Source organism: Micromonospora echinospora, from assembly GCF_014203425.1.
Classification (GTDB): Bacteria; Actinomycetota; Actinomycetes; order Mycobacteriales; family Micromonosporaceae; genus Micromonospora; species Micromonospora echinospora_A.
In genome coordinates this window covers 4,365,022-4,387,748 of the sequence record NZ_JACHJC010000001.1, presented here as the reverse complement: position 1 = coordinate 4,387,748, position 22,727 = coordinate 4,365,022, and the positions used below count along the sequence as shown (strand labels likewise).

The window sequence follows — 22,727 nt, the reverse complement described above, 5'->3', positions numbered from 1 at the left end:
GACAGAAAACGGCGCGCTCAGCCCCGCCGCGCGGTCGTCCGGCCCTTGAGCCGGCGACCCATCTCCCGCGCGATCTCCCGCTTGGCGTCCCGTTCGGCCAGCGCCTGACGCTTGTCGTACGACCGGCGGCCCCGGGCCAGGCCCAGCTCCACCTTGGCCCAGCCGTCGGCGAAGTACATCGACAGCGGCACCAGCGTGACGCCGCCGTCGCGCAGCTTCTCCAGGATGCGGGCGATCTCCACCCGGTGCAGCAGCAGCTTGCGGGTGCGCCGGGGCGCGTGGTTGGTCCAGGTGCCGAAGCCGTACTCGGCGATGTGCAGCCCGTACAGCATGATCTCGCCGTCGCGCTCCTGGGCGAACGCGTCGACCAGCGACACCCGCCCTTCGCGCAGCGACTTCACCTCGGTGCCGGCGAGCACGATGCCCGCCTCGTACGTCTTGAGGATCTCGTAGTCGTGCCGTGCCTTCTTGTTCGAGGCGATCAGCTTGCGCCCGTTCTCCCTGGCCACGTGAGCAGGGTACCCGCGGGCGGCGGCTGCGGACCGGTCGCCGGGCGGGTCGCGGTCACCCAGCCGGTGGTGATCAGCAGCAGCGCCGCGCAGTAGGTGACCATCACCAGCAGGCCCCGCCCGGGCAGCTCGACCCCGGCCGCGCCCACGCCGATGAGCAGGTCGGAGACGAGGAAGAACGCGCCGCCCGCGGCGACCCGCGCCGACACCCCGGTGGCGGCGGCGGCCATCAGGCACAGTGCCAGGCTGTAGCCGAGCACCGGCACTCGCAGCGGCCCGAGCATGCCCCACAGCAGCGCGTTCGCGCCGGCCCAGGCGAGCAGGTAGCCGGCCCACGCCAGGGCCGGCGCACGACGGTGCCGCACGAATGCGGTGATGAACGCGACCTGGGTGACCAGGAAGAACCCCATTCCGGCCAGGAACGCGGTGTCGCCCGGCAGGAGCAGGGCGACGTCGCCGGCCGTGGCGGCGACCAGGCCGACCGCCACCGCGTCCACCCGGCGCCGGTGCGCCCAGAGGTACGCCAGCAGCACCGGCGCCAGCAGCGGCTTGGCCAGCCACTGGAGCACTGTCGAGTCCAGCGCGACCCCGACCAGTTCGACGGCGGCGACCAGCCCGAACAGGGGCAGCAGCCAGGAGCGCCTCATCGGACCGGCTGCCAGCCGGGACGGCCGAACAGGTAGCCGAGGCGGTGTCGCCAGGAGCTTGCCCGGCGTACGTCGGACCAGATCGCGGCGAACTCGTGGGTGGCCACCCGCAGCGGGTTGTAGGTGCCGATGTTCTTGGTCAGCCCGTAGCGCGCGGTGGCCCGCTCCGGCTCGAACGTGCCGAACAGCCGGTCCCAGATGATCAGGATGCCGCCGTAGTTGCGGTCCAGGTACTCGGTGTTCGAGCCGTGGTGCACCCGGTGGTGCGACGGCGTGTTGAAGATCCACTCGATCGGCCGGGGCAGCACCTTGATCCGCTCGGTGTGCAGGAAGAACTGGTAGAGCAGGCTGACCGACTGCTGGAGGAAGATCATCCACGGCGGGATGCCGAGCAGCGCCAGCGCCAGCCAGAACGGCAGCGAGGTCATCGGCGTCCAGCTCTGCCGCAACGCCGTCGACAGGTTGTAGTGGACGCTGGAGTGGTGCACCACGTGGCTCGCCCAGAGCACGCGTACCTCGTGGTGCGAGCGGTGGAACCAGTAGTAGGCCAGGTCGTCGGCGAAGAACAGGATCACCCAGGTCCACCAGTCGCCGGGGGACAGCTGTACCGGCGCGACGGTCCACAGCGCCGCGAAGAGGCCGACAGTGAGCAGCTTCCACGGGAAGCCGATGATCTGGCTGCCCAGCCCCATCGACAGGCTGGTGGTGGTGTCGCGCAGCTCGTAGCCGCGTTCGTCGTCGTCAGGCAGGAAGCGGTAGGAGACCGCCTCGACGACGATCAGGAGCAGGAACGCCGGGACGGCGTACAGCACGGCGGGGATCATGCGCGCGCTTCCCTTCCGGAGGTGGTGGGGGTGGGGGTGGTGGTGACCGGCGCGGTCAGCAGCTCCCGGGCGTGCCGGGCCGCCGCCGCGCCCTGACCGGAGGCGATCGAGGCGGCGAGACGGCGGTGCCCGGCGACGTTCAGCAGTTCGGCCGCGCGGGCGTCCGGGGGGACGTCGCCGACCGCGAACGTGCCGGCCACCAGGCTGTTGAAGGCGAGCTGGTAGGCGGTGTTCCCGCTGCCGCGCACGACCAGCCGCCAGATGGCGATGTTCGCCTCGTTCATCAGGTCCAGGTCGGGGGCCAGGTCGCCGTACTCCTCGGCGGCCCGGACCACCGCGGCGACGACGGCCGCGTCGCCGCGCTCGGCGCAGAGCCGGGCCGCGTCGATCCCGACGCAGGCCCGCATCTCCAGCATGTCGCGCACCAGCGTCTCCACCGGGAGTACGTCGCCGGAGCGGGCCAGGGACAGCGCCAGGTCCAGCCCGGCGTGCACCCGCCAGTCGAGCACCCGGGTCGCGCCGCCCTGGCTGACCCGGACCAGGCCGAGCTGTTGCAGGCGGCGCAGCGCCTCCCGGACCGCGTGCCGGTTGACGGCGAACGCGCCGGCCAGTTCCCGCTCGCCGGGCAGCGTCTCGTCCGGCGCGTACCGGCCGGAGACGATCGCGTCGCGCAGCCGGCCGAAGACGTGGTCGGAGACCGACACGCGGGGCGCGGGATCGAAGGTCATGCGCAGCAGTGTGGCCCCGCGCACGTCAACCCGTCAACTGGTTGTACCAGTCGAATTCCGGGGCGGCCGGTGCGTACCGCAGCGGTGACCCCTCGTATCCTTTCGCCGTAGGAGCCGCCAGAGCGAAGGGAGTCGGTGTGAGCGACGGGGTCGAGACGTTGGAGTTCCAGGCCGAGGCCCGTCAGCTGCTGCAGCTGATGGTGCACTCGATCTACTCGAACAAGGACGTCTTCCTGCGCGAACTGATCTCGAACGCGTCCGACGCGCTGGACAAGCTGCGGCTGGAGTCGCTGGTCGACAAGGACCTGTCGGCCGACACCTCCGACCTGCACATCGAGATCGAGGCCGACAAGGACGCCCGTACGCTCACCGTGCGGGACAACGGCATCGGCATGGCCCGCGACGAGGTGGTGCGCCTGATCGGCACCATCGCCAAGTCGGGCACCGCCGAGATGCTGCGCAAGCTGCGCGAGTCCTCCGACGCCGCCGCCTCCCAGGAGCTGATCGGCCAGTTCGGCGTCGGCTTCTACGCCACGTTCATGGTCGCCGACAAGGTGACGCTGCTGACCCGCCGCGCCGGACAGTCCGGCGGCACCCGCTGGGAGTCCACCGGCGAGGGCACGTACTCGATCGAGGAGGTCGAGGACGCGCCCCAGGGCACCTCGGTCACGCTGCACCTCAAGCCCGTCGACACCGAGGACAACCTGCACGACTACACGGCCGAGTGGACGATCCGGGAGATCGTCAAGCGCTACTCCGACTTCATCTCGTGGCCGATCCGGATGACAGTCGGCAAGCCCGGCGAGGACGGCGAGACCACCCGCGAGGAGCAGACGCTCAACTCGATGAAGGCGCTCTGGGCGCGTTCGCGGGACGAGGTCGACGAGGCCGAGTACAAGGAGTTCTACCGGCACGTCGCGCACGACTGGGCCGACCCGCTCGAAACCATCCACATGCGCGGCGAGGGCACCTTCGAGTACGAGGCGCTGCTGTTCGTGCCGTCGCACGCCCCGCTCGACCTGTTCTCCCCGCAGGGCCGCCGCGGCGTGCAGCTCTACGTCAAGCGCGTGTTCATCATGGACGACTGCGACGCCCTGATGCCCAACTACCTGCGCTTCGTCAAGGGCGTGGTGGACGCGCACGACCTGTCGCTGAACATCTCCCGGGAGATCCTCCAGCAGGACCGGCAGATCCGCGCGGTACGCCGCCGGCTGGTCAAGAAGGTCCTCGCCACGCTCAAGGACATGCCCGCCGAGTCGTACCGCACGTTCTGGACCGAGTTCGGCGCGGTGGTCAAGGAGGGTCTGCTGGAGGACCCGGACAACACCGAGACGCTGCTGGAACTGGTCCGCGCCGCCAGCACCCACGACCCGGCCGAGCCGACCACGCTGCGCGCGTACGTCGAGCGGATGCGCGACGGTCAGACCGAGATCTACTACGCCACCGGCGAGAACCGGGCCACCATCGAGAACTCGCCGCACCTGGAGGCGTTCCGCGCCAAGGGCTACGAGGTGCTGATCCTCACCGACCCGGTGGACGAGGTGTGGGTCGAGCGCGTCGGCGCGTACGACGGGAAGACGCTGCGCTCGGTCGCCAAGGGCCAGGTGGACCTGGAGACCGAGGAGGAGAAGGAGAAGGCCGAGGCCGAGCGGCAGGAGTACGCCGACCTGCTCACGTTCCTCGGCGGCGCGCTTGCCGACAGCGTCAAGGAGGTGCGCCTGTCCACCCGGCTGACCACGTCACCGGCCTGCGTGGTGGGCGACGCGCACGACATGACGCCGACGCTGGAGAAGATGTACCGGGCGATGGGCCAGGAGGTGCCCCAGGTCAAGCGGATCCTGGAGCTGAACCCGGCCCACCCGCTGGTCACCGGCCTGCGCAAGGCGCACGGCGAGGGCGGCGACACCGCCGCGCTGACCGAGACCGCCGAGCTGCTGTACGGCATGGCGTTGCTGGCCGAGGGCGGCGAACTGGCCGACCCGGCCCGGTTCACCCGCATCCTGGCCGACCGCCTGGCCCGCAGCCTCTAGCCCGACGCGACCCGGCTGGCTTGACCTGGCCCGGCTAGCCCGGCCCGACCTGGCCGGCTGGCTTGATCGACTCCATTACGCCGAGGTGGCGGTGTCGGCATGCCTCCGCTACCGCCACCTCGGCGAGCTGGTGTCGATCACGTTCGGGAAGTCGATGGTCGGACGGTTGTCGGGTCAGTCCTTCGGCGCGCTCGTGCGAGCGGCTGGCCGCTGCTTGATCCACACCAGCTCGCCGAGGTGGTGGTGTCGGACGCGCTCTGACCCCGCCACCCCGGCGAGCTGGTGTCGATCACGCTGGGTTTCCCAGAATGAGGAAGATCGATCCCAGGTGGAGGGATGCCCAGGGCGGGCGCTGGGTGAGTGGGTGCCCTGGTGGGGTGGCCTGCGGCGCCCGCCCGCGTCGGAAGGGCGGTCCGGATGGATGGTGTGGGTCGGGGTGGTTGTGGCGGAGCGCCGCGAGGCGGGCGCCGGCTGATGTCGGGCTCATATCGGCGGCTGCTGATCGGCTGTGTCCGAGCGGTTGTCGTGGCTGCTGCTTGATCGACACTATTGCGTCGAAGTGGCGCATCCGACGGGCTCTGACCCCGCCACCTCGCCGAGCTGGTGTGGATCACGCCGGGGGTCGGCATAGCGCGGGGTAGAGCGCGGCCACTCCGCCGGACAGGCCGGCCTGGACCCGGCGGGCCACGTCGTCGGCCAGGATCTCGTAGCTGTCGGCCTCGACGCCGTCGACAGCGAGCCGGGCGACCTCCGCCGGGTCGGACTTCGGGCCGGGCACGGCGGAGGCCATCTCGGTGTCCATGTAGCCCACGTGCAGCCCTGCGACGCGGACGCCCCGGCCGGCCAGCTCCAGGCGCAGCGCGTTCGTCATCGACCATTCGGCGGCCTTGGCCGCGCCGTACGCGCCGATGCCGGGGAACGTGAACCAGGACAGCGCGGACAGGACGTTCAGGATCGTCCCGCCGCCGTTCGCCGCGATCCGGGGCGCGAACGCGCGTACCACCGACAGTGTGCCGAGGTAGTGCGTCTCCAGCTCCAGCCGGATCTGCGCGAGATCCCCGTCGAGCAGGTCGGCGCCGGTGCTCACGCCGGCGTTGTTGACCAGCAGCGTCACGTCCCCGGCCCGCTCGGCGGCGGCGGCCACCGACGCGGGGTCGGTGATGTCGAGGCGTACCGGGGTGACGCCGGGCAGGTTCACGGTGTCCGGGTTGCGCGCGCCGGCCCAGACGGTGGCGCCGCGCGCGACGAGTTCGGCGGCCAGGTGCCGGCCGAAGCCACGGTTGGCGCCGGTGACCAGGGCGGTGCTTCCAGCGATCTTCATGTCTCGCTCCGAGAGGTGGTGAGGAAGGGAGGTCAGGCGGACAGCAGGCCCGGACCGGGCAGCACGGCCAGCTCGCCGGGCGGTACGTCGTGCCCGGCGTCGCAGCGCAGCCGGGCGTGCACGGCAGCGCCGCACTCGTCGTGGGCCACCCGGACCGCCGGGCCCGCCTCGTCGGCGGCGTACGTGTCGCCCCACTGCCGCAGCGCGACGAGCACCGGGATGAGGTCGCTGCCCTTGGCCGTGAGCACGTACTCGTCGCGGGTGCGCTGCCCGGGCTCGCGGTAGGGGCGCCGGTCGAGCAGCCCGTCGGCGACGAGCTGCTTGAGCCGGGTGGCGGCGACGGGCTCGCTGACGCCGACCCGCCGGGCGAAGTCGTCGAAGCGGCGGGTGCCGAATGACGCCTCCCGCAGCAGGAGCAGCGTGGTGCGGTTGCCGACCACCTCCAGCGCCCGGGCGATCGAGCAGTTGGCGGTGGACCAGGAGTCACGCTGCGCCAGGAGGTCCGTCATGACGTTGACGGTACCCCCTGACTTAGGAAACCAGAAGTCAGCTACCTCACAGCTGGCCGGGGAAGAAACCGTGCCGGGCCAGTGGCTCGACGATCTGGTGCTCCTCGTACGACAGGTGCGACAGCAGCGTGTCGGTGAGCAGGTCCACCGCCTCCTGGAGTTCGGTGAAGTCGCCGGGCCGCCGGACCAGCTCCACGAGCGCCCGGTCGACGCTCTCCACCACGCCGTGGATCACCACGTGCTCCTCCTCGAGGCGGTCCAGCACGGCCGCCAGCCCTGCCTCGGAGCGGCGCAGGTGCGGGAAGATCGAGGCGTCCTCCAGCCCGTGGTGCTGGGTGACCATGGTGCAGTACGCCGCGCAGTACGCCCCGAGCGTCCAGTTGTTCTGCCGCATGGTCATCTCGTTCAGCGCGGCCCGCGCCCGGCCCGGCGAGACAGTGCCTCGCTTGACCTGTTCCAGCAGGTCGCGCACCTGGGCCAGCTCCTGGCGCAGATGGTCGTGCACGTCCACCAGGTGCTGCCCGGCGGCCTGTCCCCGGGCCGGGTAGACCTGTCCGGCCGGTGGCGGCGGGGCGGTCGGCCGGGTCGACTCGTCCCAGGGGCGGCGCGCGCTCAGGCGTACCCCCGGGTCTGGGGTGGGGGTGACCGCCAGCGTGGCCGGGCCGCCGGTGGCGGCCGTCTCGTCGGCGACCGCGCGGGCGCCGCTGCCCGGCGCGGTGCGCTCGGCGGCGACCAGCTCCCGCACCGCGGGCGCGACCTCCTGGGCGAAGATCTGGATCGCGCGCGGTTCGTCGCTGCCGAGGATGAACGTGGTGACGCCGTGCTCCAGCGTGAGCCCGGCCAACTCCTCCACCCACTGCTCCGGCGGACCGGCCAGGAAGCCGGCCGACGAGCGGGCGAACGTGCCGTTCACGTTGAGCATGCGGCGGATCTCGGCCGGGTCGCGCCCGGCGGCCTGAGCGCCCTCGTCGACGAGCGCGTTCAGGGCGGGCAGCTCGTCCGGTCCCTTGGGCAGGTAGGACAGGGAGGGCAGCCAGCCGTCGGCGGCGCGGCCGACCAGACGGAGCATGCGCGGCTTGTACGCGCCGACCCAGATGCCCACCTGATGCGCGGGCGCCGGGCCGCGCTTGGCGCCGACCACCCGGTAGTGCTCGCCGTCGACCCGGATCATGCCGCGCCGGTCGGTGTCCCACACCTCGCGGATCACCCGGATCGCCTCGTCCAGGGCCTCGACCGCCGCGCCGGGGGACAGGCGCCGCCCGCCCGTCGCCTCGATCGCGTCCCAGAACGCGCCCGCGCCGAGTCCCAGCTCGACTCGTCCGCCGGTGAGCAGGTCCAGGCTGGCCACGCTGCGGGCCAGCACCACCGGCTGGCGCAGCGGCAGGTTGAGCACGTTGCCGGCCAGGCGGATGCGCTCGGTGGCGGCGGCCACGTAGGACATCAGCGTCCAGGTGTCCAGGAAGCCCGGCTGGTACGGGTGGTCCTGGAACGTGACAAGGTCCAGCCCGACCTGTTCGCAGAGCGTGGCCAGCGCCACCACCTGGTCGGGCTGCCCGGCGGCGGGGGTGATGAAGCTGCCGAAGGTCAGCTCGTGTCCGCGATCGGTCATCCGTCCCGCCCTCCCGTGATCTTGCTCAGCCCTGCCACCGTAGCTCCACAGGTGGTAGCCCGGCCGGGTGAACAGGGTCACAAGAAGTGGGCGATCGTCATAAACCGTCCATAGCGTCGGTTCCGTTCGCATTCGTGGACACCGTGGGCCGGAAACGCCTAGTCCCGCCGCCGGCTGCGGTTACCGGACGTCGTGCGGGAGCGGGGGAACCACACGTACCACGGTGCCTCGTCACCTCGGGGTGAAGCCGCCACCGGCGGCCGGGCTCCTCGGCCCGAACCCGACAGCTCACCTCGTCGGCGTGGAGGAATCCACATGGCAACTGAATACTCAGCCCGAGGCCGCCGCACCGCTCTCGGAGCGGTACTGGCCGGCGCCGCCGTCGGCGCCGCGACCCTGTTCGGCCCGGCCGCTCCGGCCAGCGCCGGCGTCAACTGGGACGCGGTCGCGCGCTGCGAATCAGGCGGCAACTGGAAGATCAACACCGGCAACGGGTACTACGGCGGGCTCCAGTTCTCCCGCGCCACCTGGAACGGCTACGGCGGGCAGAAGTACGCCGCCCGGGCCGACCTGGCCAGCCGGTCCGAGCAGATCGCCGTCGCCGAGAAGGTGCTGCGCGGGCAGGGCATCGGCGCGTGGCCGGTCTGCGGCAGGAAGGGCGGCTCGGCGAGCGCCGCCGCGACCCGGTCCGAGCGGGCCACCCCGAAGAAGGCGAACCCGAAGAAGACCACCTCGAAGAAGGCCGCCCCGAAGAAGACCGCCACGCGCAGGGCCGCGGCGGAACGGGCCGCGACGAAGGCGGCGCCACGGCCGTCGTCCGGCGTCGGGACGTACGTGGTCCGGCGCGGGGACACGCTGTCGGAGATCGCCGTGGCGCAGCGCGTCGGCGGCGGCTGGCGTGCCCTGCACGAGCGCAACCGGGCAGTGGTCGGCGACGACCCCGACCTGATCTTCCCCGGTCAGCGGCTGCGCCTGCGCTGACCTGATCCGGACGCCCGGCCGGTTCGTCCCGGCCGGGCTTCCGGCCGTCCGCGACACGCCGTGTCGCCGGTGTCCGGCCTGCTCCCGGCGCCGGGACGCGGCCCGCGACGGCCGGTGACCGCGATTCGTCGGAGCCGGTTGTTAGGGTCACGATGATCGGCTAAGACGTGAAGAAAGCGCGGATATGACCAACGACCCGTTCTCGGCGGCCGCGAGCCTCGACGAGCTGCTGACCCGCACGCAGCAGGCGCTCACCTCGATGCGCTCCCGGGCCTCGGTGCACGCCGACGGCGAACCGGCCGACCTGCTGCGCGCCGAGGGCACTGCGGCCGGTGGGCGGGTCCGCGCGGTCGCCGTCCAGGGTGGCCGGCTGGATTCCGTGACGATCGACCCGGAGCTGGCCGGCGAGCCCCTCGACGTCCTCAGCGGACACCTCGTCGCCGCCGCCAACGCCGCGCTGTCCGAGCTGGACGCCCAGGTCAGCGCGTCGGCGCGAGCCGACGCCGACGCGCTCGCCGCCCGGCTCGGCAGCATGGGCGACCAGGCCGAGCTGTTCGGCCGCGCGATGCACGAGGCGGCCGCCCGGATCCACCGCGACCGCGGCACCTCGTCCCGGGCCGGGCGCCCGGCCTGAGACGACGAGGCGGCCGGCCGCCGGGAGGACGACGACCGGCCGCGCTACGCCACGGTCAGCTCAGGGTGACCGCGGTGTCGTCGACGACGAAGGACGTCTGCAGAGAGCTGTCCTCCACGCCGCTGAACGAGATGGTCGCCGTGGTGCCGGCCAGCGACGAGACGTCGAAGGACCGCTGCACGTAGCCGGTGGCCTTGTTCAGGTTGGAGTAGGTGGCCAGCGTGGTGCTGCCGGCCTTGACGGTGAGCTTGTCGTACGCGGTGCTCGTGGTCGTCTCCGCGCTGTCGATGTGCAGCCAGAAGCTCAGTGTCGCCCGGCAGCCGGCCGGGATCGTCACCGACTGGCTCAACGTGTCGGTGTGCGACGAGCCGTACCCGTTCAGCCACGCCTTGTACGAGCCGCCGTGTGCCGCCTGGCCGCTGTCGGTGGTGATGACGCCGGACGAGGCGGTCCAGCTCACGTTGCCCGACTCGAAGCCGGGGTTGGCGAGCTTGTTGCCGGAGCAGCCGCCCGACGGCGGGGTGGTGGTGGCCGTCGGCGTGGGCGTCGGGGTGCCGCCGGCGCAGGTCGGCTCACCCGACTGGGCCGGTACGCTGACCGCCGCCCAGGCCGCCTTGACCGCATTGAACTCGGCGCAGCTGCTCGGGTAGAGGTTCTTCGCCGCCTGCAACGTCCAGACGCGGTACTTCAGGTAGGACGAGGACGAGGTCTTCAGCAGCATGGCGTTGTACATGATCTTGATGGCCTTCTGGATGCCCAGACCGGTCACGCTGCTGCTGTTGCAGGTCGAACTGGACGGCTGCCCGTTGGTCGGGCTGCTGCCGTTCGCCAGCAGGTAGAACCAGTGGTTGCCCGGCCCGGCCGCGGCGTGCACCTCGGTCGACGGGATGCTGCTGGAGTAGCAGTTCGGGTCGCCGAGCGCCGACGGGTTGTACATGTTGCGGATCGGGCCGGAGCCGACCAGGTTGATCTTCTCGCCGACCAGGAAGTCCGGCGCGTCGTAGCTGGACGGCTCGTTGGCGAACCACTCGGTGGCCGCGCCGAACGTGTCCGCCACGAACTCCTGGGTGCCGCCGCCGGAGATGCCGCCGGGGGTGTTGTCGTCGATGCCGTGGCCGATCTCGTGCGCCACCACGTCCAGCGAGCCGATCCACTGGCCGGCGGTGTTCTTGCCGATCTGCACCTGGCTGCCGTCGTAGTAGGCGTTCTGGTCGTTGAGGCCCACCCGGATCGGCCAGTAGCCACCGTTGCCGTTGGCACCATTGCGGCCCAGCCACTGGGCGAGCATCTTGTGCTCGGTCTGCGCGGAGAACAGCGCGTCGACGCAGCCGGTCTCCTTGTTGGTGGCGGTGCCGTTGCCCCACACGTCGTCGGAGCCGCTGAACGTGGTGTTGTTCGCCGAGTCCTGGCAGCTCAGGTTGGTGACGGTCGGGTCCTTCATGGTGTACGTGGAGCCCGACTGGGTGGTGTTGAGCGTGAGCGGGCTGGGCCCGTTCCAGGCACCGGTGCCGGTGCCGCGTACCACGTGCTCCTGCTTGCGCAGGACCGCGCCGGTACGGGCGTCGACGTCGACGGTGAGCCGGCTGGGGCCGTCCGCGCTGGTGCCGCGCACCGTGGTCTCCCAGGCCAGCGCCGGTGCGGCGCCGAGCGTGTAGACCACGAGCGTGGTGCCCTCGACCGCGCTGACCGTCTTGAACTGGGCGCGCGCCGTGGTCGCGGCGGCGGCCGGGGTCAGCGCGGGCGTGGTGGCGAGGGCGCCGATCGGCCGCTGCTGCGCGACCGAGGCGTACTTGAGGTTGCCGGCTGAGTCGGTGGCCAGCACGAAGTCGCCGCCGACCACAGGCAGGCCCTTGTAGGTGCGCTCGTACGGCACGTACTGGGTGCCCTCGGAGGAGATGACCGGCTTCTGGACGAACGCGTCGTCGGCGCCGGCCTGCAGGTAGGCGGGGCGGTTCGCGACCAGCGCGCGAGTCGAGTCGGCGGCGGCCGCGCGGGCCTGGGCCGGGTTGGGGGCGGCGGGCCCGGGTGGCGCGGCCTGCACGGCTGCGGCGGTGCCGGCGGCGATCACGCCGGCCGCAGCCGCGCCGGTGAGCGCGGCGAGGCGAGGTGAGAGTTTCACGGGGGTTTGCTCCTGTTCTACAGGCGCGCCGCACGGAGCCCGGTGGGGACGGGCGGCGCGGTGGTGCGAGGCAGGGTGACGGCCGGTCACCGGAGCTGCCGGCGTGGCTCCGGGTCGACAGATCGACCGTCGCGAGTCACCGGGGGTCGGCGGCTCGCTGGTGCACAATCACACGCCGCGCGAGCCGGGAGCAATGGGTGACCTGGGCAACGACTGACAGTCGGGCGCGTCGCCGTGCGCGTCGTTTCAGGCAACCATGATCTTCAATAGGGCCTGATCAGGGCGAACATCGCCGACCGTGGATGGAGTCCCGTGCAAATTGCGGGCGTTGCCTATGTGCGCGAATGGCGCACATAGGCGCGAGGCCGCCACCGCCCCGAGCCGGCCACCGCCCCGAGCCGGCCACCGCCGCGCGGACCCACCGCCGACCAGGGCCGGGCGCCCGGCCGCGTCAGCGCGGGCCGCGGGTCCGCGTCGGCGCGACGGTGGGCGGCGGCGGCAGCGAGGGCGTCAGCGTGGGCCGCGACGTCGGCCGACCGGTCGGCTCCGGGCTCGGGCTGGGGCTCGACGGGGTCGGGCTCGGGCTCGGGGAGCCGGACGGCGTGGGAGCGGCGGTGGACGGCGGCGGCACCGACCCGGTCGGCTCCGGGGCGTCGCCGGGAAACTTCGGCTCACCGAAGCGGTACTTGTCCGGGTCGAGCTTCATCGCCTCGGTGGCCTTGGTCATGAACTGCCGCCAGATCGGCGCGGCGCCCGTGGAGCCGTACACCTCGTAGCTGCCGCCGCTCGTCCGCAGCGGTTTGCCGTTGGTGGTGCCCAGCCACACCGCCGAGGCCAGCGCGCCGGTCCAGCCCACCATCCAGGTGTGCACGTTCTGGGTGGTGCTCTGCCCGGCCTGCCAGGTGCCGGTCTTGCCGGCGGAGTCCCAGCCGTTGTCCAGCTTGGCCGCCCGGACCCGGCGCAGCGTCCAGTTCAGCTGGTCGATCGCCTCCCGGTCCAGCCCCAGGTCCGTGGTGCGCAGTTGCTCGGTCCACACCTCCTCGTCGTCCTTGCTCACCGACCGGACGAAGTGCGCGTCGGCCCGCTTGCCGCCGGCCGCGAACGTGGCCATCCCGTTCGCATGGTCCTGCACGGTGATCCCGTACTGCCCGATGCCGACCTCGGTGGAGAACCGCTCCGCCACCTCGTCGGCGGGGTCGCTGCGCAGGTCGACGCGCTGCGGCCGGGGGTTGCCCCGGACCGTCTCCCACATCGACTCCACGCCCGCCTGCCGGGCCATCTCGATCACCTTGTCGGTGCCGAGCCGCTCGGTCAGCTCGAAATAGGTGACGTTGAGCGAGGCGACAGTGGCCTCCCAGAGCGCGCAGTCCGGCTGGCAGGGCGCACGCTCGGCGTTGCGGATCGGCCCGGCCGCGCTGCCCTTCGTGCGCCCCGAGGCGGGGAACTCCTTGGTGTCCGGCGAGTCGAACCGCTCCTTCACCGAGATCCCGTCGCGTACGGCGGCGGCCAGGTCGTACACCTTGAACGACGACCCCGGCGGATGCTGGCCGAAGCCGCGGGCCTGGCCGTCCTCGTCGGAGTACCAGCCCGCGTAGTCAGCTCCCGAGCCCTTGTCGCCGCCGTAGTAGCCGAGCACCCGGCCGGTGCCCGGCTCCACCGCCACCAGCGCCGCCTGCCAGTTCCGCGGTTGCCCGCGCACCGCTCGCGGGGCGGTGTCCCGGCGGATGTCCGCCGCCGCCTCGGCCGCGTCCTGCACGCGCCTGTCGATGGTGGTGACGATGCGGTAGCCGCCGTCGCGGATCACCTCGTCCGGCTTGCCGCGGAACGGCTCGGTCCCGCGCAGCTCGGCCAGCACGTGGTTGACCACCAGGCCGGTCGGCCGGTCCAGGTCGGACCGGCCCGCGTCCTTGTCGATCGGGCGGACCGTGTCCGGGTACGCGAGGTCCGCCGCCTGCTGCGACGTCAGATAGCCGAGCTTGACCATGCCGTCGCGGATGTAGTTCCAGCGGTCGATCGAGTTCTGTCTGGCAAGCGCGTTGCGGCGCGGGTCGTAGCCGGGCGTGCCCTCGGGGTCGGCCGGATCCGCCTCCGGCTGCTTCACCATGGCGCAGAGCACCATCGCCTCGGCCTGGGTGAGCTGCCGCTCGGGCGGCGCGTCCCGGCGCACCGTCTTGCCGAAGTACGTCTGCGCGGCCGCCTCGATCCCGTACGCGCCCCGGCCGAACGGCACGGTGTTCAGGTAGAAGCCGAGGATCTCCTCCTTGGAGTACGCGTCGTCGAGCTTCCAGGCGATCACCGCCTCGCGCAGCTTGCGGGAGTAGGTGACCCCGCGCAGGTCGGCGGCGATGCGCGCGTACTGCTGGGTGAGCGTTGACGCGCCCTGCCGCTGGCCGCCGCTCACGTTGGCCCAGGCGGCGCGCAGCACGCCCTTGAAGTCGATGCCGCGGTTGGTCCAGAACGTCCGGTCCTCGGCCGCCACGATCGCCTGCTTGGCCGAGTCGTTCATCTGGTCGTACGGCACGATGGTGCGGTTCTGCGCGCCCAGCTTCGCCATCGGCGTGCGCCCGTCGGCGTAGTAGACGGTTGTCGACTCGGGCAGCTTCAGGTCGCTGGGCGTGGGCACGCTGTCGAAGTAGTAGCCGCCAGCGACCAGCCCGCACCCGGCCAGCAGCACGCAGACCGCGAGGACGACCGCCAGACGCCGCCGCTTGCGCTTCGGGCTCGCGGCGGTGGCGCCGGCCGGTCCCCGGGTCTCTCCCGTTCCTCGCACCGTTACCTCCGGCTGCTCGGCGAAGTCGTGCCCGGCTCGCAGGCTAACCGAGCCGCGGCGACGGCACCGGCCGACGACGTCGGCCGGTGTGGCGGGAACCGGCGTCCGCGGCCCGCGACTCCCACCGCTGACCGGCGGCGGGCGTGGACCGGCTGCCGGCAGTCGGCGAGCCGGAGCCGGGGCGGCTGAGCGGCCGCCCCGGCCCGGGTCAACCGGTCAGCGTGCCGCCCAGCGGGCGGCCCGGCCGTCGCGGTCCGCGCGGCCGGGGCCGCGGTGGCGTACCGGCCAGCGGTCGTTGCCGCCGCCGCCCGCACGCAACGGCGTTGACCGCCACAGCGCCCGCAGTTCGGTGCCGTCCGGGGCCGCGAAGGTCTCCCCTGCGGTGTAGCCGAGCCGCCGCAGCAGGTCCTCCTGCTCCCCGGCGCACGGGTGCGCGTACGTGGGCAGGCTCAATGTGTCCATCCGGCGCTGTGCCCCGGCGAGCGCCTCCGCCGCTCCGCCCCGGGGAGCGGCCAGCAGCGCCAGGTGGTTGTGCGGCTCGACCGGACGCCGGGCGGCCAGCGCCTCACCGAGGCGGCGGAACCGCTCCTCGTGCGGGCCGGCGGCGGCGGCGAGACGATCGGCGTACCGGTGGGGCGCCGGGATCGGCCGGTAGCGGTGGAACCACACGGTGGCGGCGTTGCCGTCGGGGCGCAGGAACGCGTCACCGAAGAGAAGCGCGTGCTCGGTCCAGATCCGCGCCACGGCGGCGAGGACCGGCAGGCGGCGCGGCGCGTCGGGGACGAGCCAGCCGGCCAGGGCGGTGGGCGTCAGGGCCTCGGCGACGAGATCGGCGATGCGGCCGATGTCGCACCACCGGGCGCGCGCGACGGGCAGGGCAGTGCTCATGAACGAACTCCTGTTTCACAGGCTTGATCGGGTCGGTTGCGGGCGCCGGACGACGGCGCCGCCGCGCGAACGCGGCAGTCGGGCGGGACACACCCGTGATCCGGATCGACTGTGGTGCCTGTGGAGCCCGGTCAGGCGGGTCTGGTGCCGGGACGCGACGTGCGGGAGGCCGGCAGGCGTTCGTGTGCCGGGCGCCCGTACTGGTGGGCGAGTGTCGGCAGCCCCCAGCGGCACGCGTCCGCGTCGGCCGCCTCGCTGTGCACCGCGCCGCCGGCGTGGCTCGCGCCGTCGAACGGCTGCGGCGCGACGGGTGTCGGCGCGAAGTCGGCCGCCGTGCGGACGGCAGGTGTGCCGGTACGGACGGCGGCCCCCTGCGGTCCGACGGCGAAGGCCCGCGTCTGCGGGTAGGCGGCGACCGGAACGCCGGCGCTTCTGCGGGCGGGCGCTGCCGTCGGGGCCGGTGCGGCGGGATCAGCGGGGCCGGTCGGATCAGCCAGGTCGGCGGGATCAGCCGGGTCAGCCAGGTCAGCGGGATCGGTCGCGTCAGCCGGGTCGGCCGGTCCGGGCACCGGCGCCGCCGGTGGGTCGAGCAGATCGGTCACCGGGCTGAGCGGGTCGAGCACCGGGTCCAGCGGTGCGACCACCGGTTCCAGGCCCCGCCAGACCGGGCCGAGGATCGGGCTCAGCGGTTCCACCACCGGGGACAACACGTCCGCGACCGGTTCGAGCACGTCCGTCGTGACCGGGCCGGTGAGCGGGCGCAGGACCTCCGCGACCGGCGTGAGCAGGTGATCGCGTACCGGGCCGGTGGCCGGGCACAGGCCCTCGGTGACCGGCGTCGCGGCGGCCGGGACCGCCTCCGGCGTCGTCGGCGCGGCGGCGGGCGTGGGCTCGACGTTGTCGGACCCGGACGTCGGCAGGCCGAGAACCGTGCCGAGCGTGTGGGTGAGCGTCTCCACGGCGGCCGTGAGCGGCGGGCGGTCGGCGGCATGGGCGGCCGAGCCGGCCACGACCTCGTGCGCGCCCCACGCGGCGGCCACGCCGCCGAGCAGCAGACCGAGGCGCAGCGTGTAGTGCGCCACCCACCCGGTCCGTCGCGTCATCGCACACCCTCCGGATCCGCGCCCCGCGGCGCGGATCATCGCCCGCACTGTACCGAACGTGGCCGTCCGGGCACAGTACGACGCCGGCCGGTTCGCGCGCGTCGCGTTCCGGGCGCGTCGCGCCCGGCGCAGGCGTGGGACGCGCGCCCTCCGGGTACCAGCGGGGCCATGGAGACGAGCACTGCCGAACGCCCGGACACCGCCCCCGCCGTACCTCCGTCCGGTGTGGTCGCTGTCGTCGCCCATCGGAAGAAGACTTTCGGGGGCGGCCTCGACGAGCTGCGTTCGCGGCTCGTCGGCGCCGGCGTCGGGCGGCTTCTCTGGTACGAGGTGCCGAAGAGCCGCAAGGCGCCCAAGCGGGTCCGCGCGGCGCTGGACTCCGGCGCCGAGCTGGTGCTGGTGTGGGGCGGCGACGGCATGGTGCAGCGGTGCGCCGACGCGCTGGCCGGAAGCGGCGTGCCGATGGGCATCCTGCCGGCCGGCACCGCCAACCTGTTCGCGGTCAACCTCGGCATCCCCGTCGACCTGCAGAAGGCGGTACGGATCGCGCTGCACGGCCGCCGCCGCGAGCTGGACCTCGGCCGGATCAACGGGGAGCACTTCGCGGTGATGGCCGGCGCCGGGTTCGACGGCGACCTGATCCGTGACGCCGACCGGCAGCTCAAGGGCCGGTTCGGCCGGATCGCGTACGTGTGGACCGGGCTGCGGCACGTGCGCGGCGAGTGCGTACGGACCCGGATCCGGGTCGACGGCGCGGACTGGTTCGACGACGAGGCGAGCTGTGTGCTGTTCGGCAACGTCGGCACCATCACCGGCGGCATCCCGGCCTTCGACGACGCCCGCCCCGACGACGGGGCGCTGGAGGTCGGCGTGGCCACCGCCAGCGGCGCCGTGGACTGGGCGCGCACGCTGGGCCGGATGGCCGCCGGGCGCTCCGAGGAGTCGCCGTTCGTGCGGATCACCCGGGGCCGCAAGATCACGGTGCGGTTCGACGCGCCGAAGACGTACGAGCTGGACGGCGGCGCCCGGGGCAAGGCGAAACGGCTCAAGGTCAAGGTGGTGCCGGGCGCGCTGACCGTGTGCTGTCCCGACCCGCCGGACTGACCGCGCCCGCGCCGGGGCAGGATGCCGGCATGCGCGACGACATCCGCGACTACCTGGACGAACTGGTCCACCGCTCCCGGGACGTGCTCGGCGACGACCTCGTGGGGGCGTACGCGGCCGGGTCGGTCGGGCTGGGCGCGTACCAGCCGGGGCGCAGCGACGTGGACGTGGCGCTGCTGGTCGCCGGGCCGCTGCCGGAGGCGGCCAAGCGGGCGCTGGTGGACCGGCTGCGGCACGAGTCGCTGCCCTGCCCGGCGCGCGGCCTGGAGCTGGTGGTCTACCGCCGGGACGTGGCCGCCTCCGGCACCCCGGAGCCGGGCTTCGAGGTCGAGCTGAACACCGGTGCCACAATGCCGTTCCGGGCCACCTGCGACCCGGCGGACCGGCCCGCCGCCGACGGCCGGTTCTGGTACGCGCTGGACCGCAGCATCCTGCGCCAGTCCGGCCGGACGCTGCTCGGCCCACCCGCCGCCGACATGTTCGCCGACCCGTCCCCGCAGGAGCTGCGGGCGCTGCTGGCCGACGCGCTGCGCTGGTGGCTGGCGCTGCCCACGCCACCCGGCGACGAACCGGCCCCCGGCGCGGAGGACGCGGTGCTCGGCGCGTGCCGCGCGCTGGTGCGCAGCCGCGACGGCGTCTGGCTGGGCAAGGTCGAGGCCGGGCTGCGGGTCGCCGCCGACGACCCGGACGCCGCGCTGATCCGGGCCTCGATCGACGCCCGCCGGGGCGGTATCCCGCCGTCCGGTCCGGCCGCGCGGGCCTTCCAGCGCCGGGTGCTGGCCCGGATCGCCCCGGACTGAGGCCGCCCGGGACGTGACTAGTGTGGGGCGGGGGAGGTTGTGGTGATCATGAGAGAGCTGAGCGCGTCCGCGCGGGCCGGGCTTGAGGCGGTGGTGCCCGGCGGCGTGGCGACCCGGGCCGCGGACCGGCTGCGGATGGCCCACGACGCCTCGCACTACCTGCTGCACCCCGGCGCGGTGATCACCCCGTCCGACGCCGGCCAGGTCGCCGCGCTGCTGGCGCACAGCCGCCGCACCGGCACGCCGCTGACGTTCCGCTCCGGCGGCACCAGCCTCAGCGGCCAGGCGGTCACCGACCGGCTGCTCGTCGACGTACGGCGGCACTTCCGCGACCTGAGCGTGCTCGACGACGGCCGGCGGGTGCGGGTGCAACCGGGAGTGGTGCTCCGGCAGGTCAACGCCCGGCTCGCGCCGTACGGCCGCAAATTCGGCCCCGATCCGGCCAGCGAGTCCGCGTGCACGGTCGGCGGCGTGGTCGCCAACAACTCCAGCGGCATGACCTGCGGAACCGAGTTCAACACGTACCGGACGCTGGAGTCGCTGGTGCTCGTGCTGCCCAGCGGCACCGTGCTCGACACCGGCGCCCCGGACGCCGACGCCCGGCTGCGCGCCGCCGAACCGGCACTGCACGCCGGGCTGCTGCGGCTGCGCGACCGGGTACGCGGCAACAGCGACTCGGTGCGCCGCATCCGCGCCCAGTACGCCATGAAGAACACCATGGGGTACGGCGTGAACGCGTTCCTCGACCACGACGACCCGGCCGATCTGCTCACCCGGCTCGTGGTGGGCAGCGAGGGCACGCTCGCGTTCGTCGCGTCGGCGACGTTCCGCACCGTACCCGTGCACCGGCACGCCGCGACGGGCCTGCTGGTCTTCGACTCCCTCGGCGCGGCGACGGCCGCCATGCCCGCCCTGGTGGCGGCCGGGCCGGCGGCGGTCGAGCTGCTCGACGCCGTCGCCCTGCGGGTGGCCCAGCGTGACCCGAAGGCGGACGCCGCGCTGCGTGGCCTGGCCGTGCGGGGCCACGCCGCGCTGCTCGTGGAGTGGCAGGAGTCCGACCCGCAGGCGCTGGCCGCGCGGGTCGCCGACGCCGGCCCGGTGCTCGCCGGCCTGCCGTTGAGCGCCCCGGCCCGGCTCAGCGGCGAGCCCGCCGCGCGGGCCGCGCTGTGGCACATCCGCAAGGGCCTGTACGCCGCGGTGGCCGGCGCGCGCCCGTCCGGCACCACGGCGCTGCTGGAGGACATCGCCGTGCCGGTCGAGGCCCTCGCCGGCACCTGCGCCTCGCTGGCCGACCTGTTCGAGCGGCACCGGTACGCCGACAGCGTCATCTTCGGCCACGCCAAGGACGGCAACCTGCACTTCATGCTCAACGAGCGGTTCGACGGCGGCGAGGCCCCGGCACGGTACGCCGACTTCACCGAGGAGATGGTCGACCTGGTGCTCGGCCACGGCGGCACGCTCAAGGCGGAGCACGGCACCGGCCGGGTGATGGCCCCGTACGTGCGCCGCCAGTTCGGCGACGAGCTGTACGAGGTGATGCGGGAGCTGAAGACGCTCTGCGACCCCGACGGCGTGCTCAACCCGGGCGTGCTGCTCAGCGACGACCCGGAGATCCACATGCGGCACCTCAAGACCGTGCCGACGGTGGAGGAGGAGGTGGACCGCTGCGTCGAGTGCGGCTACTGCGAGCCGGTCTGCCCCAGCCGCGACCTCACGACCACGCCCCGGCAGCGCATCGTGCTGCGCCGGGAGATCGCCGCCGCGCAGGCCGCCGGCGACACCGCGCTGGTCCGGGAACTGACCGACGACTACGACTACGACGCGGTGCAGACCTGCGCCGTCGACGGCATGTGCGCCACCGCCTGCCCGGTCCTGATCAACACAGGTGACCTGGTCAAGCGGCTGCGCGCCGAGGAGCACGGCCGGGCCACGTCGACCGGCTGGCGGGCGGCGGCCCGTCGGTGGGGCGCGACCACCCGGGGCATGGCCCGCGGGCTCGACCTGGCCGGCGCGCTGCCTGCGGCGCTGCCCGAGGCCGCCACCCGGGCCGCCCGCGCGGTGCTCGGCGCCGACCGCGTGCCGCGGTGGCAACGGGACCTGCCCCGCGGCGGCACCGCGCGGCACCCCCACCCGGCCGACGACCCGGACGCCGTGTTCGTGCCCTCCTGCCTGGGCACGCTGTTCGCCCCGGCGCAGGGCGGCACCGGCGTGGCCGCCGCGCTGCTCACGCTCGCCGAGCGGGCCGGCGTACGGCTACTAGTGCCGGACGGCATCGGCGACCTCTGCTGTGGCACCCCCTGGTCGTCCAAGGGACTCACAGACGGCTACCGGGCCGTGCGCGACCGGGTCCCGCCGGTGCTGCGCGCGGCCAGCCGCGACGGCACGTTGCCTGTGGTCAGCGACGCCGCGTCCTGCACGGAGGGCTTCGAGCGGCTGCTCGACGGCGCCGCGGACGTGCGGGTCGTCGACGCGGTCGCGTACACCGCCGGCACGCTGCTGCCCAGGCTGACCGTGCGCCGCCGGATCGGCTCGCTCGCGCTGCACCCCACCTGCTCGTCGGTCCGGCTCGGCCTGGACGACGCGCTGCTCACCGTGGCTCGCGCGGTCGCCGACGAGGTGGTGGTCCCGGAGGGCTGGCAGTGTTGCGGCTTCGCCGGGGACCGGGGACTGCTGCACCCGGAGCTGACCGCGTCGGCCACCCGGGCCGAGGCCGCCGCCGTCGCGTCCCGGCCCTTCGGCGGGTACGCCTCGGTGAACCGCACCTGCGAGATCGGGCTGGCGCGGGCCACCGGGCAGCCGTACCGGCACCTGCTGGAGCTGCTGGCCGAGGCCACCTCGCCGTAGCGGTCCGGCGCAGTGGTGTGTCGTCCTCCGAGATCGACGCCAGCTCGGGGAGGTGGTGGGGTCCGGGTGGGTCGGATGGCACCACTTCCCCGTACTGGTGTTGACCTTGGCTTGGCCGGTTGCGCGTGGGGTTGCGTGATCGACACCAGCTCGGGGGAGTGGTCTGGTTCAGGCGGGTTCGATGTGACCATTTCCCCGCACTGGTGTTGACCTTGGCGTCGGTCGAGTGCCGGTTGCTTGCGTGATCGACACCAGTTCGGGGTGGTGGTGGGGTCCGGGTGGGTTGGATGGCACCACGTCCCCGTAGTGGTGCTGATTGTGGCTTGGGCGAGGGCGCGTGGGTTGCGTGATCGAGGCGGTGTGGCGGTTGAGGGAGGCGTCGGTGGTGAGCGGACCGGGGGCCTTGAGCTGGGCGGGCGTACCAGGGTCTCGATTGCGGGCGGGCCGAGGGCGGCAGGGCTTACGGTGCGAGTGGGGGAGTCCACGGGAGGGGTGACGCGGTGGCGGCGGGGATGTTGTCGGGGCGGGTCGCTGTGGTCACCGGCGCGGCACGCGGGATCGGCCGGGCCGCCGCGGTCGCGCTGGCCGAGGCGGGCGCGGACGTCGCCGGGATGGACGTCGCCGGGCCGGTCAGCCCGATCCTGGACCTGCAGCCCTCGACCCCGGACGACCTGGCCGAGACCGGCCGGCGGGTGACGGCGGCCGGCGTTCGCTGGTCGGCGCACCAGGCCGACCAGCGCGACATCGGGGCGGTACGGGCGGTGGCCGAGGCGGTCGAACGGGAGCACGGCGGAGTGGACGTGCTGTTCGCCAATGCCGGCATCCAGGCGTTCGCGCCGCTGCTGGAGATGGCCGACCAGCACTGGCACGACCAGATCGACGTGAACCTCACCGGCGCCGCCAACGTGCTGCAGGTGTTCGCGCCGCTGCTGGTACGGCGCGGCGGCGGGCGGATCATCATCACGTCGTCCACCCAGGGGCAGCACGGCACCACGAACGGGTCCGCGTACTCGGCGTCCAAGTGGGGCCTGATCGGGCTGATGAAGTCCGCCGCGCTGGAACTCGGGCCGCACGGCGTGACGGTGAACGCGGTGATCCCAGGGCTGGTCGACACCGCGCTGACCCGGCGCCGGGACCGTTACGTGCAGGCGCTGGTCGAGGCGGGGAAGCCGGCCTCCGGTGACCTCGCGGAGGTGGAAGACGCCGCGATCCAGGCGCTGCGGGCCAAGACGCCGCTGGGCGTGCCGTGAGTGGAGCCGGAGGACGTCGCGCCGCTCGTGGTGTTCCTCGCCTCGGACGCGGCGCGG

The 22,727-nt window shown here is 73.4% G+C and carries 18 protein-coding genes and 1 riboswitch; of the genes, 7 read left to right on the top strand and 11 right to left on the bottom strand.

The window, feature by feature from the left end; genetic code table 11:
- Positions 1-17: 17 nt before the first annotated feature.
- The 4 genes from smpB to FHU28_RS20425 are packed head-to-tail and all read right to left on the bottom strand — an operon-like array spanning position 18 to position 2,708.
- The gene (gene smpB / locus FHU28_RS20440; RefSeq protein WP_184686127.1) at positions 18-509 is read right to left on the bottom strand and encodes an SsrA-binding protein SmpB; all 492 of its coding nucleotides are present in this window, start codon (positions 507-509) and stop codon (positions 18-20) included.
- A complete protein-coding gene (locus FHU28_RS20435) occupies positions 482-1,156 on the bottom strand; it encodes a lysoplasmalogenase (protein WP_184686126.1) in 675 nt (224 codons plus the stop codon). The genes smpB and FHU28_RS20435 overlap by 28 nt, the downstream gene beginning before the upstream one ends.
- Positions 1,153-1,980 carry a sterol desaturase family protein gene (locus FHU28_RS20430; protein WP_184686125.1) on the bottom strand — a complete coding sequence of 276 codons (828 nt, stop codon included), beginning with the start codon at positions 1,978-1,980 and terminating at the stop codon, positions 1,153-1,155. The genes FHU28_RS20435 and FHU28_RS20430 overlap by 4 nt, the downstream gene beginning before the upstream one ends.
- Entirely contained in the window at positions 1,977-2,708 is a 732-nt protein-coding gene (locus FHU28_RS20425) for a FadR/GntR family transcriptional regulator (protein ID WP_184686124.1), read from the bottom strand. The genes FHU28_RS20430 and FHU28_RS20425 overlap by 4 nt, the downstream gene beginning before the upstream one ends.
- A 137-nt stretch (positions 2,709-2,845) precedes the next feature.
- On the opposite strand from FHU28_RS20425, the gene htpG reads away from it, so the two are divergent.
- Positions 2,846-4,738 carry a molecular chaperone HtpG gene (gene htpG / locus FHU28_RS20420; RefSeq protein WP_184686123.1) on the top strand — a complete coding sequence of 631 codons (1,893 nt, stop codon included), beginning with the start codon at positions 2,846-2,848 and terminating at the stop codon, positions 4,736-4,738.
- Between the two features lie 610 nt (positions 4,739-5,348).
- Here htpG and FHU28_RS20415 read toward each other — a convergent pair.
- From FHU28_RS20415 to FHU28_RS20405, 3 genes are read right to left on the bottom strand one after another with little or no spacing between them, the layout of a single operon-like run.
- Positions 5,349-6,059 carry an SDR family oxidoreductase gene (locus tag FHU28_RS20415; protein WP_184686122.1) on the bottom strand — a complete coding sequence of 237 codons (711 nt, stop codon included), beginning with the start codon at positions 6,057-6,059 and terminating at the stop codon, positions 5,349-5,351.
- Between the two features lie 32 nt (positions 6,060-6,091).
- The gene (locus FHU28_RS20410; protein ID WP_184686121.1) at positions 6,092-6,568 is read right to left on the bottom strand and encodes a winged helix-turn-helix transcriptional regulator; all 477 of its coding nucleotides are present in this window, start codon (positions 6,566-6,568) and stop codon (positions 6,092-6,094) included.
- 46 nt (positions 6,569-6,614) lie between these two features.
- Positions 6,615-8,177, bottom strand: a complete 1,563-nt coding sequence (locus FHU28_RS20405) for an LLM class flavin-dependent oxidoreductase (protein ID WP_184686120.1) — start codon at positions 8,175-8,177, stop codon at positions 6,615-6,617.
- A gap of 158 nt (positions 8,178-8,335) precedes the next feature.
- Positions 8,336-8,494: riboswitch (cyclic di-AMP (ydaO/yuaA leader) on the top strand.
- Here FHU28_RS20405 and FHU28_RS20400 point away from each other — a divergent pair.
- Together FHU28_RS20400 and FHU28_RS20395 are read left to right on the top strand one after the other, a co-directional pair.
- Entirely contained in the window at positions 8,493-9,158 is a 666-nt protein-coding gene (locus FHU28_RS20400; RefSeq protein WP_184686119.1) for a LysM peptidoglycan-binding domain-containing protein, read from the top strand. (Overlaps the previous riboswitch by 2 nt.)
- Before the next feature lie 184 nt (positions 9,159-9,342).
- Positions 9,343-9,792, top strand: a complete 450-nt coding sequence (locus FHU28_RS20395; protein ID WP_184686118.1) for a YbaB/EbfC family nucleoid-associated protein — start codon at positions 9,343-9,345, stop codon at positions 9,790-9,792.
- Between the two features lie 55 nt (positions 9,793-9,847).
- On the opposite strand, the gene FHU28_RS20390 is transcribed toward FHU28_RS20395, so the two are convergent.
- The 4 genes from FHU28_RS20390 to FHU28_RS20375 form a co-directional block, all read right to left on the bottom strand.
- Positions 9,848-11,911: a M4 family metallopeptidase gene (locus FHU28_RS20390; RefSeq protein ID WP_184686117.1), complete on the bottom strand. Its 2,064-nt coding sequence runs from the start codon at positions 11,909-11,911 to the stop codon at positions 9,848-9,850.
- A 451-nt stretch (positions 11,912-12,362) separates the two neighbouring features.
- Positions 12,363-14,681 (bottom strand): transglycosylase domain-containing protein, encoded by a 2,319-nt coding sequence (locus FHU28_RS20385; protein WP_184686116.1) that lies wholly within the window; start codon positions 14,679-14,681, stop codon positions 12,363-12,365.
- Between the two features lie 216 nt (positions 14,682-14,897).
- Entirely contained in the window at positions 14,898-15,569 is a 672-nt protein-coding gene (locus FHU28_RS20380; RefSeq protein ID WP_184686115.1) for a hypothetical protein, read from the bottom strand.
- A 131-nt stretch (positions 15,570-15,700) separates the two neighbouring features.
- Positions 15,701-16,672 carry a hypothetical protein gene (locus FHU28_RS20375; protein WP_221453248.1) on the bottom strand — a complete coding sequence of 324 codons (972 nt, stop codon included), beginning with the start codon at positions 16,670-16,672 and terminating at the stop codon, positions 15,701-15,703.
- A gap of 168 nt (positions 16,673-16,840) precedes the next feature.
- Here FHU28_RS20375 and FHU28_RS20370 point away from each other — a divergent pair, with 168 nt between their 5' ends.
- From FHU28_RS20370 to FHU28_RS20355, 4 genes are all read left to right on the top strand, one after another.
- Positions 16,841-17,776 (top strand): diacylglycerol/lipid kinase family protein, encoded by a 936-nt coding sequence (locus tag FHU28_RS20370; RefSeq protein ID WP_184686114.1) that lies wholly within the window; start codon positions 16,841-16,843, stop codon positions 17,774-17,776.
- A gap of 29 nt (positions 17,777-17,805) precedes the next feature.
- Positions 17,806-18,576, top strand: coding sequence for a nucleotidyltransferase domain-containing protein (locus FHU28_RS20365; RefSeq protein WP_184686113.1), 771 nt, complete (start codon positions 17,806-17,808; stop codon positions 18,574-18,576).
- A gap of 48 nt (positions 18,577-18,624) precedes the next feature.
- The gene (locus FHU28_RS20360) at positions 18,625-21,420 is read left to right on the top strand and encodes an FAD-binding and (Fe-S)-binding domain-containing protein (RefSeq protein ID WP_184689737.1); all 2,796 of its coding nucleotides are present in this window, start codon (positions 18,625-18,627) and stop codon (positions 21,418-21,420) included.
- 500 nt (positions 21,421-21,920) lie between these two features.
- Positions 21,921-22,670, top strand: a complete 750-nt coding sequence (locus FHU28_RS20355; RefSeq protein ID WP_311773627.1) for an SDR family NAD(P)-dependent oxidoreductase — start codon at positions 21,921-21,923, stop codon at positions 22,668-22,670.
- Positions 22,671-22,727: the final 57 nt, after the last annotated feature.

Coding starts and splice junctions, on each gene's coding strand:
- FHU28_RS20435 (WP_184686126.1), bottom strand. CDS start 1,156: ATGAGGCGCTCCTGGCTGCTGCCCCTGTTCGGGCTGGTCGCCGCCGTC.
- FHU28_RS20430 (WP_184686125.1), bottom strand. CDS start 1,980: ATGATCCCCGCCGTGCTGTACGCCGTCCCGGCGTTCCTGCTCCTGATC.
- FHU28_RS20425 (WP_184686124.1), bottom strand. CDS start 2,708: ATGACCTTCGATCCCGCGCCCCGCGTGTCGGTCTCCGACCACGTCTTC.
- FHU28_RS20415 (WP_184686122.1), bottom strand. CDS start 6,059: ATGAAGATCGCTGGAAGCACCGCCCTGGTCACCGGCGCCAACCGTGGC.
- FHU28_RS20410 (WP_184686121.1), bottom strand. CDS start 6,568: ATGACGGACCTCCTGGCGCAGCGTGACTCCTGGTCCACCGCCAACTGC.
- FHU28_RS20405 (WP_184686120.1), bottom strand. CDS start 8,177: ATGACCGATCGCGGACACGAGCTGACCTTCGGCAGCTTCATCACCCCC.
- FHU28_RS20400 (WP_184686119.1), top strand. CDS start 8,493: ATGGCAACTGAATACTCAGCCCGAGGCCGCCGCACCGCTCTCGGAGCG.
- FHU28_RS20395 (WP_184686118.1), top strand. CDS start 9,343: ATGACCAACGACCCGTTCTCGGCGGCCGCGAGCCTCGACGAGCTGCTG.
- FHU28_RS20380 (WP_184686115.1), bottom strand. CDS start 15,569: ATGAGCACTGCCCTGCCCGTCGCGCGCGCCCGGTGGTGCGACATCGGC.
- FHU28_RS20375 (WP_221453248.1), bottom strand. CDS start 16,672: ATGACGCGACGGACCGGGTGGGTGGCGCACTACACGCTGCGCCTCGGT.
- FHU28_RS20370 (WP_184686114.1), top strand. CDS start 16,841: ATGGAGACGAGCACTGCCGAACGCCCGGACACCGCCCCCGCCGTACCT.
- FHU28_RS20365 (WP_184686113.1), top strand. CDS start 17,806: ATGCGCGACGACATCCGCGACTACCTGGACGAACTGGTCCACCGCTCC.
- FHU28_RS20360 (WP_184689737.1), top strand. CDS start 18,625: ATGAGAGAGCTGAGCGCGTCCGCGCGGGCCGGGCTTGAGGCGGTGGTG.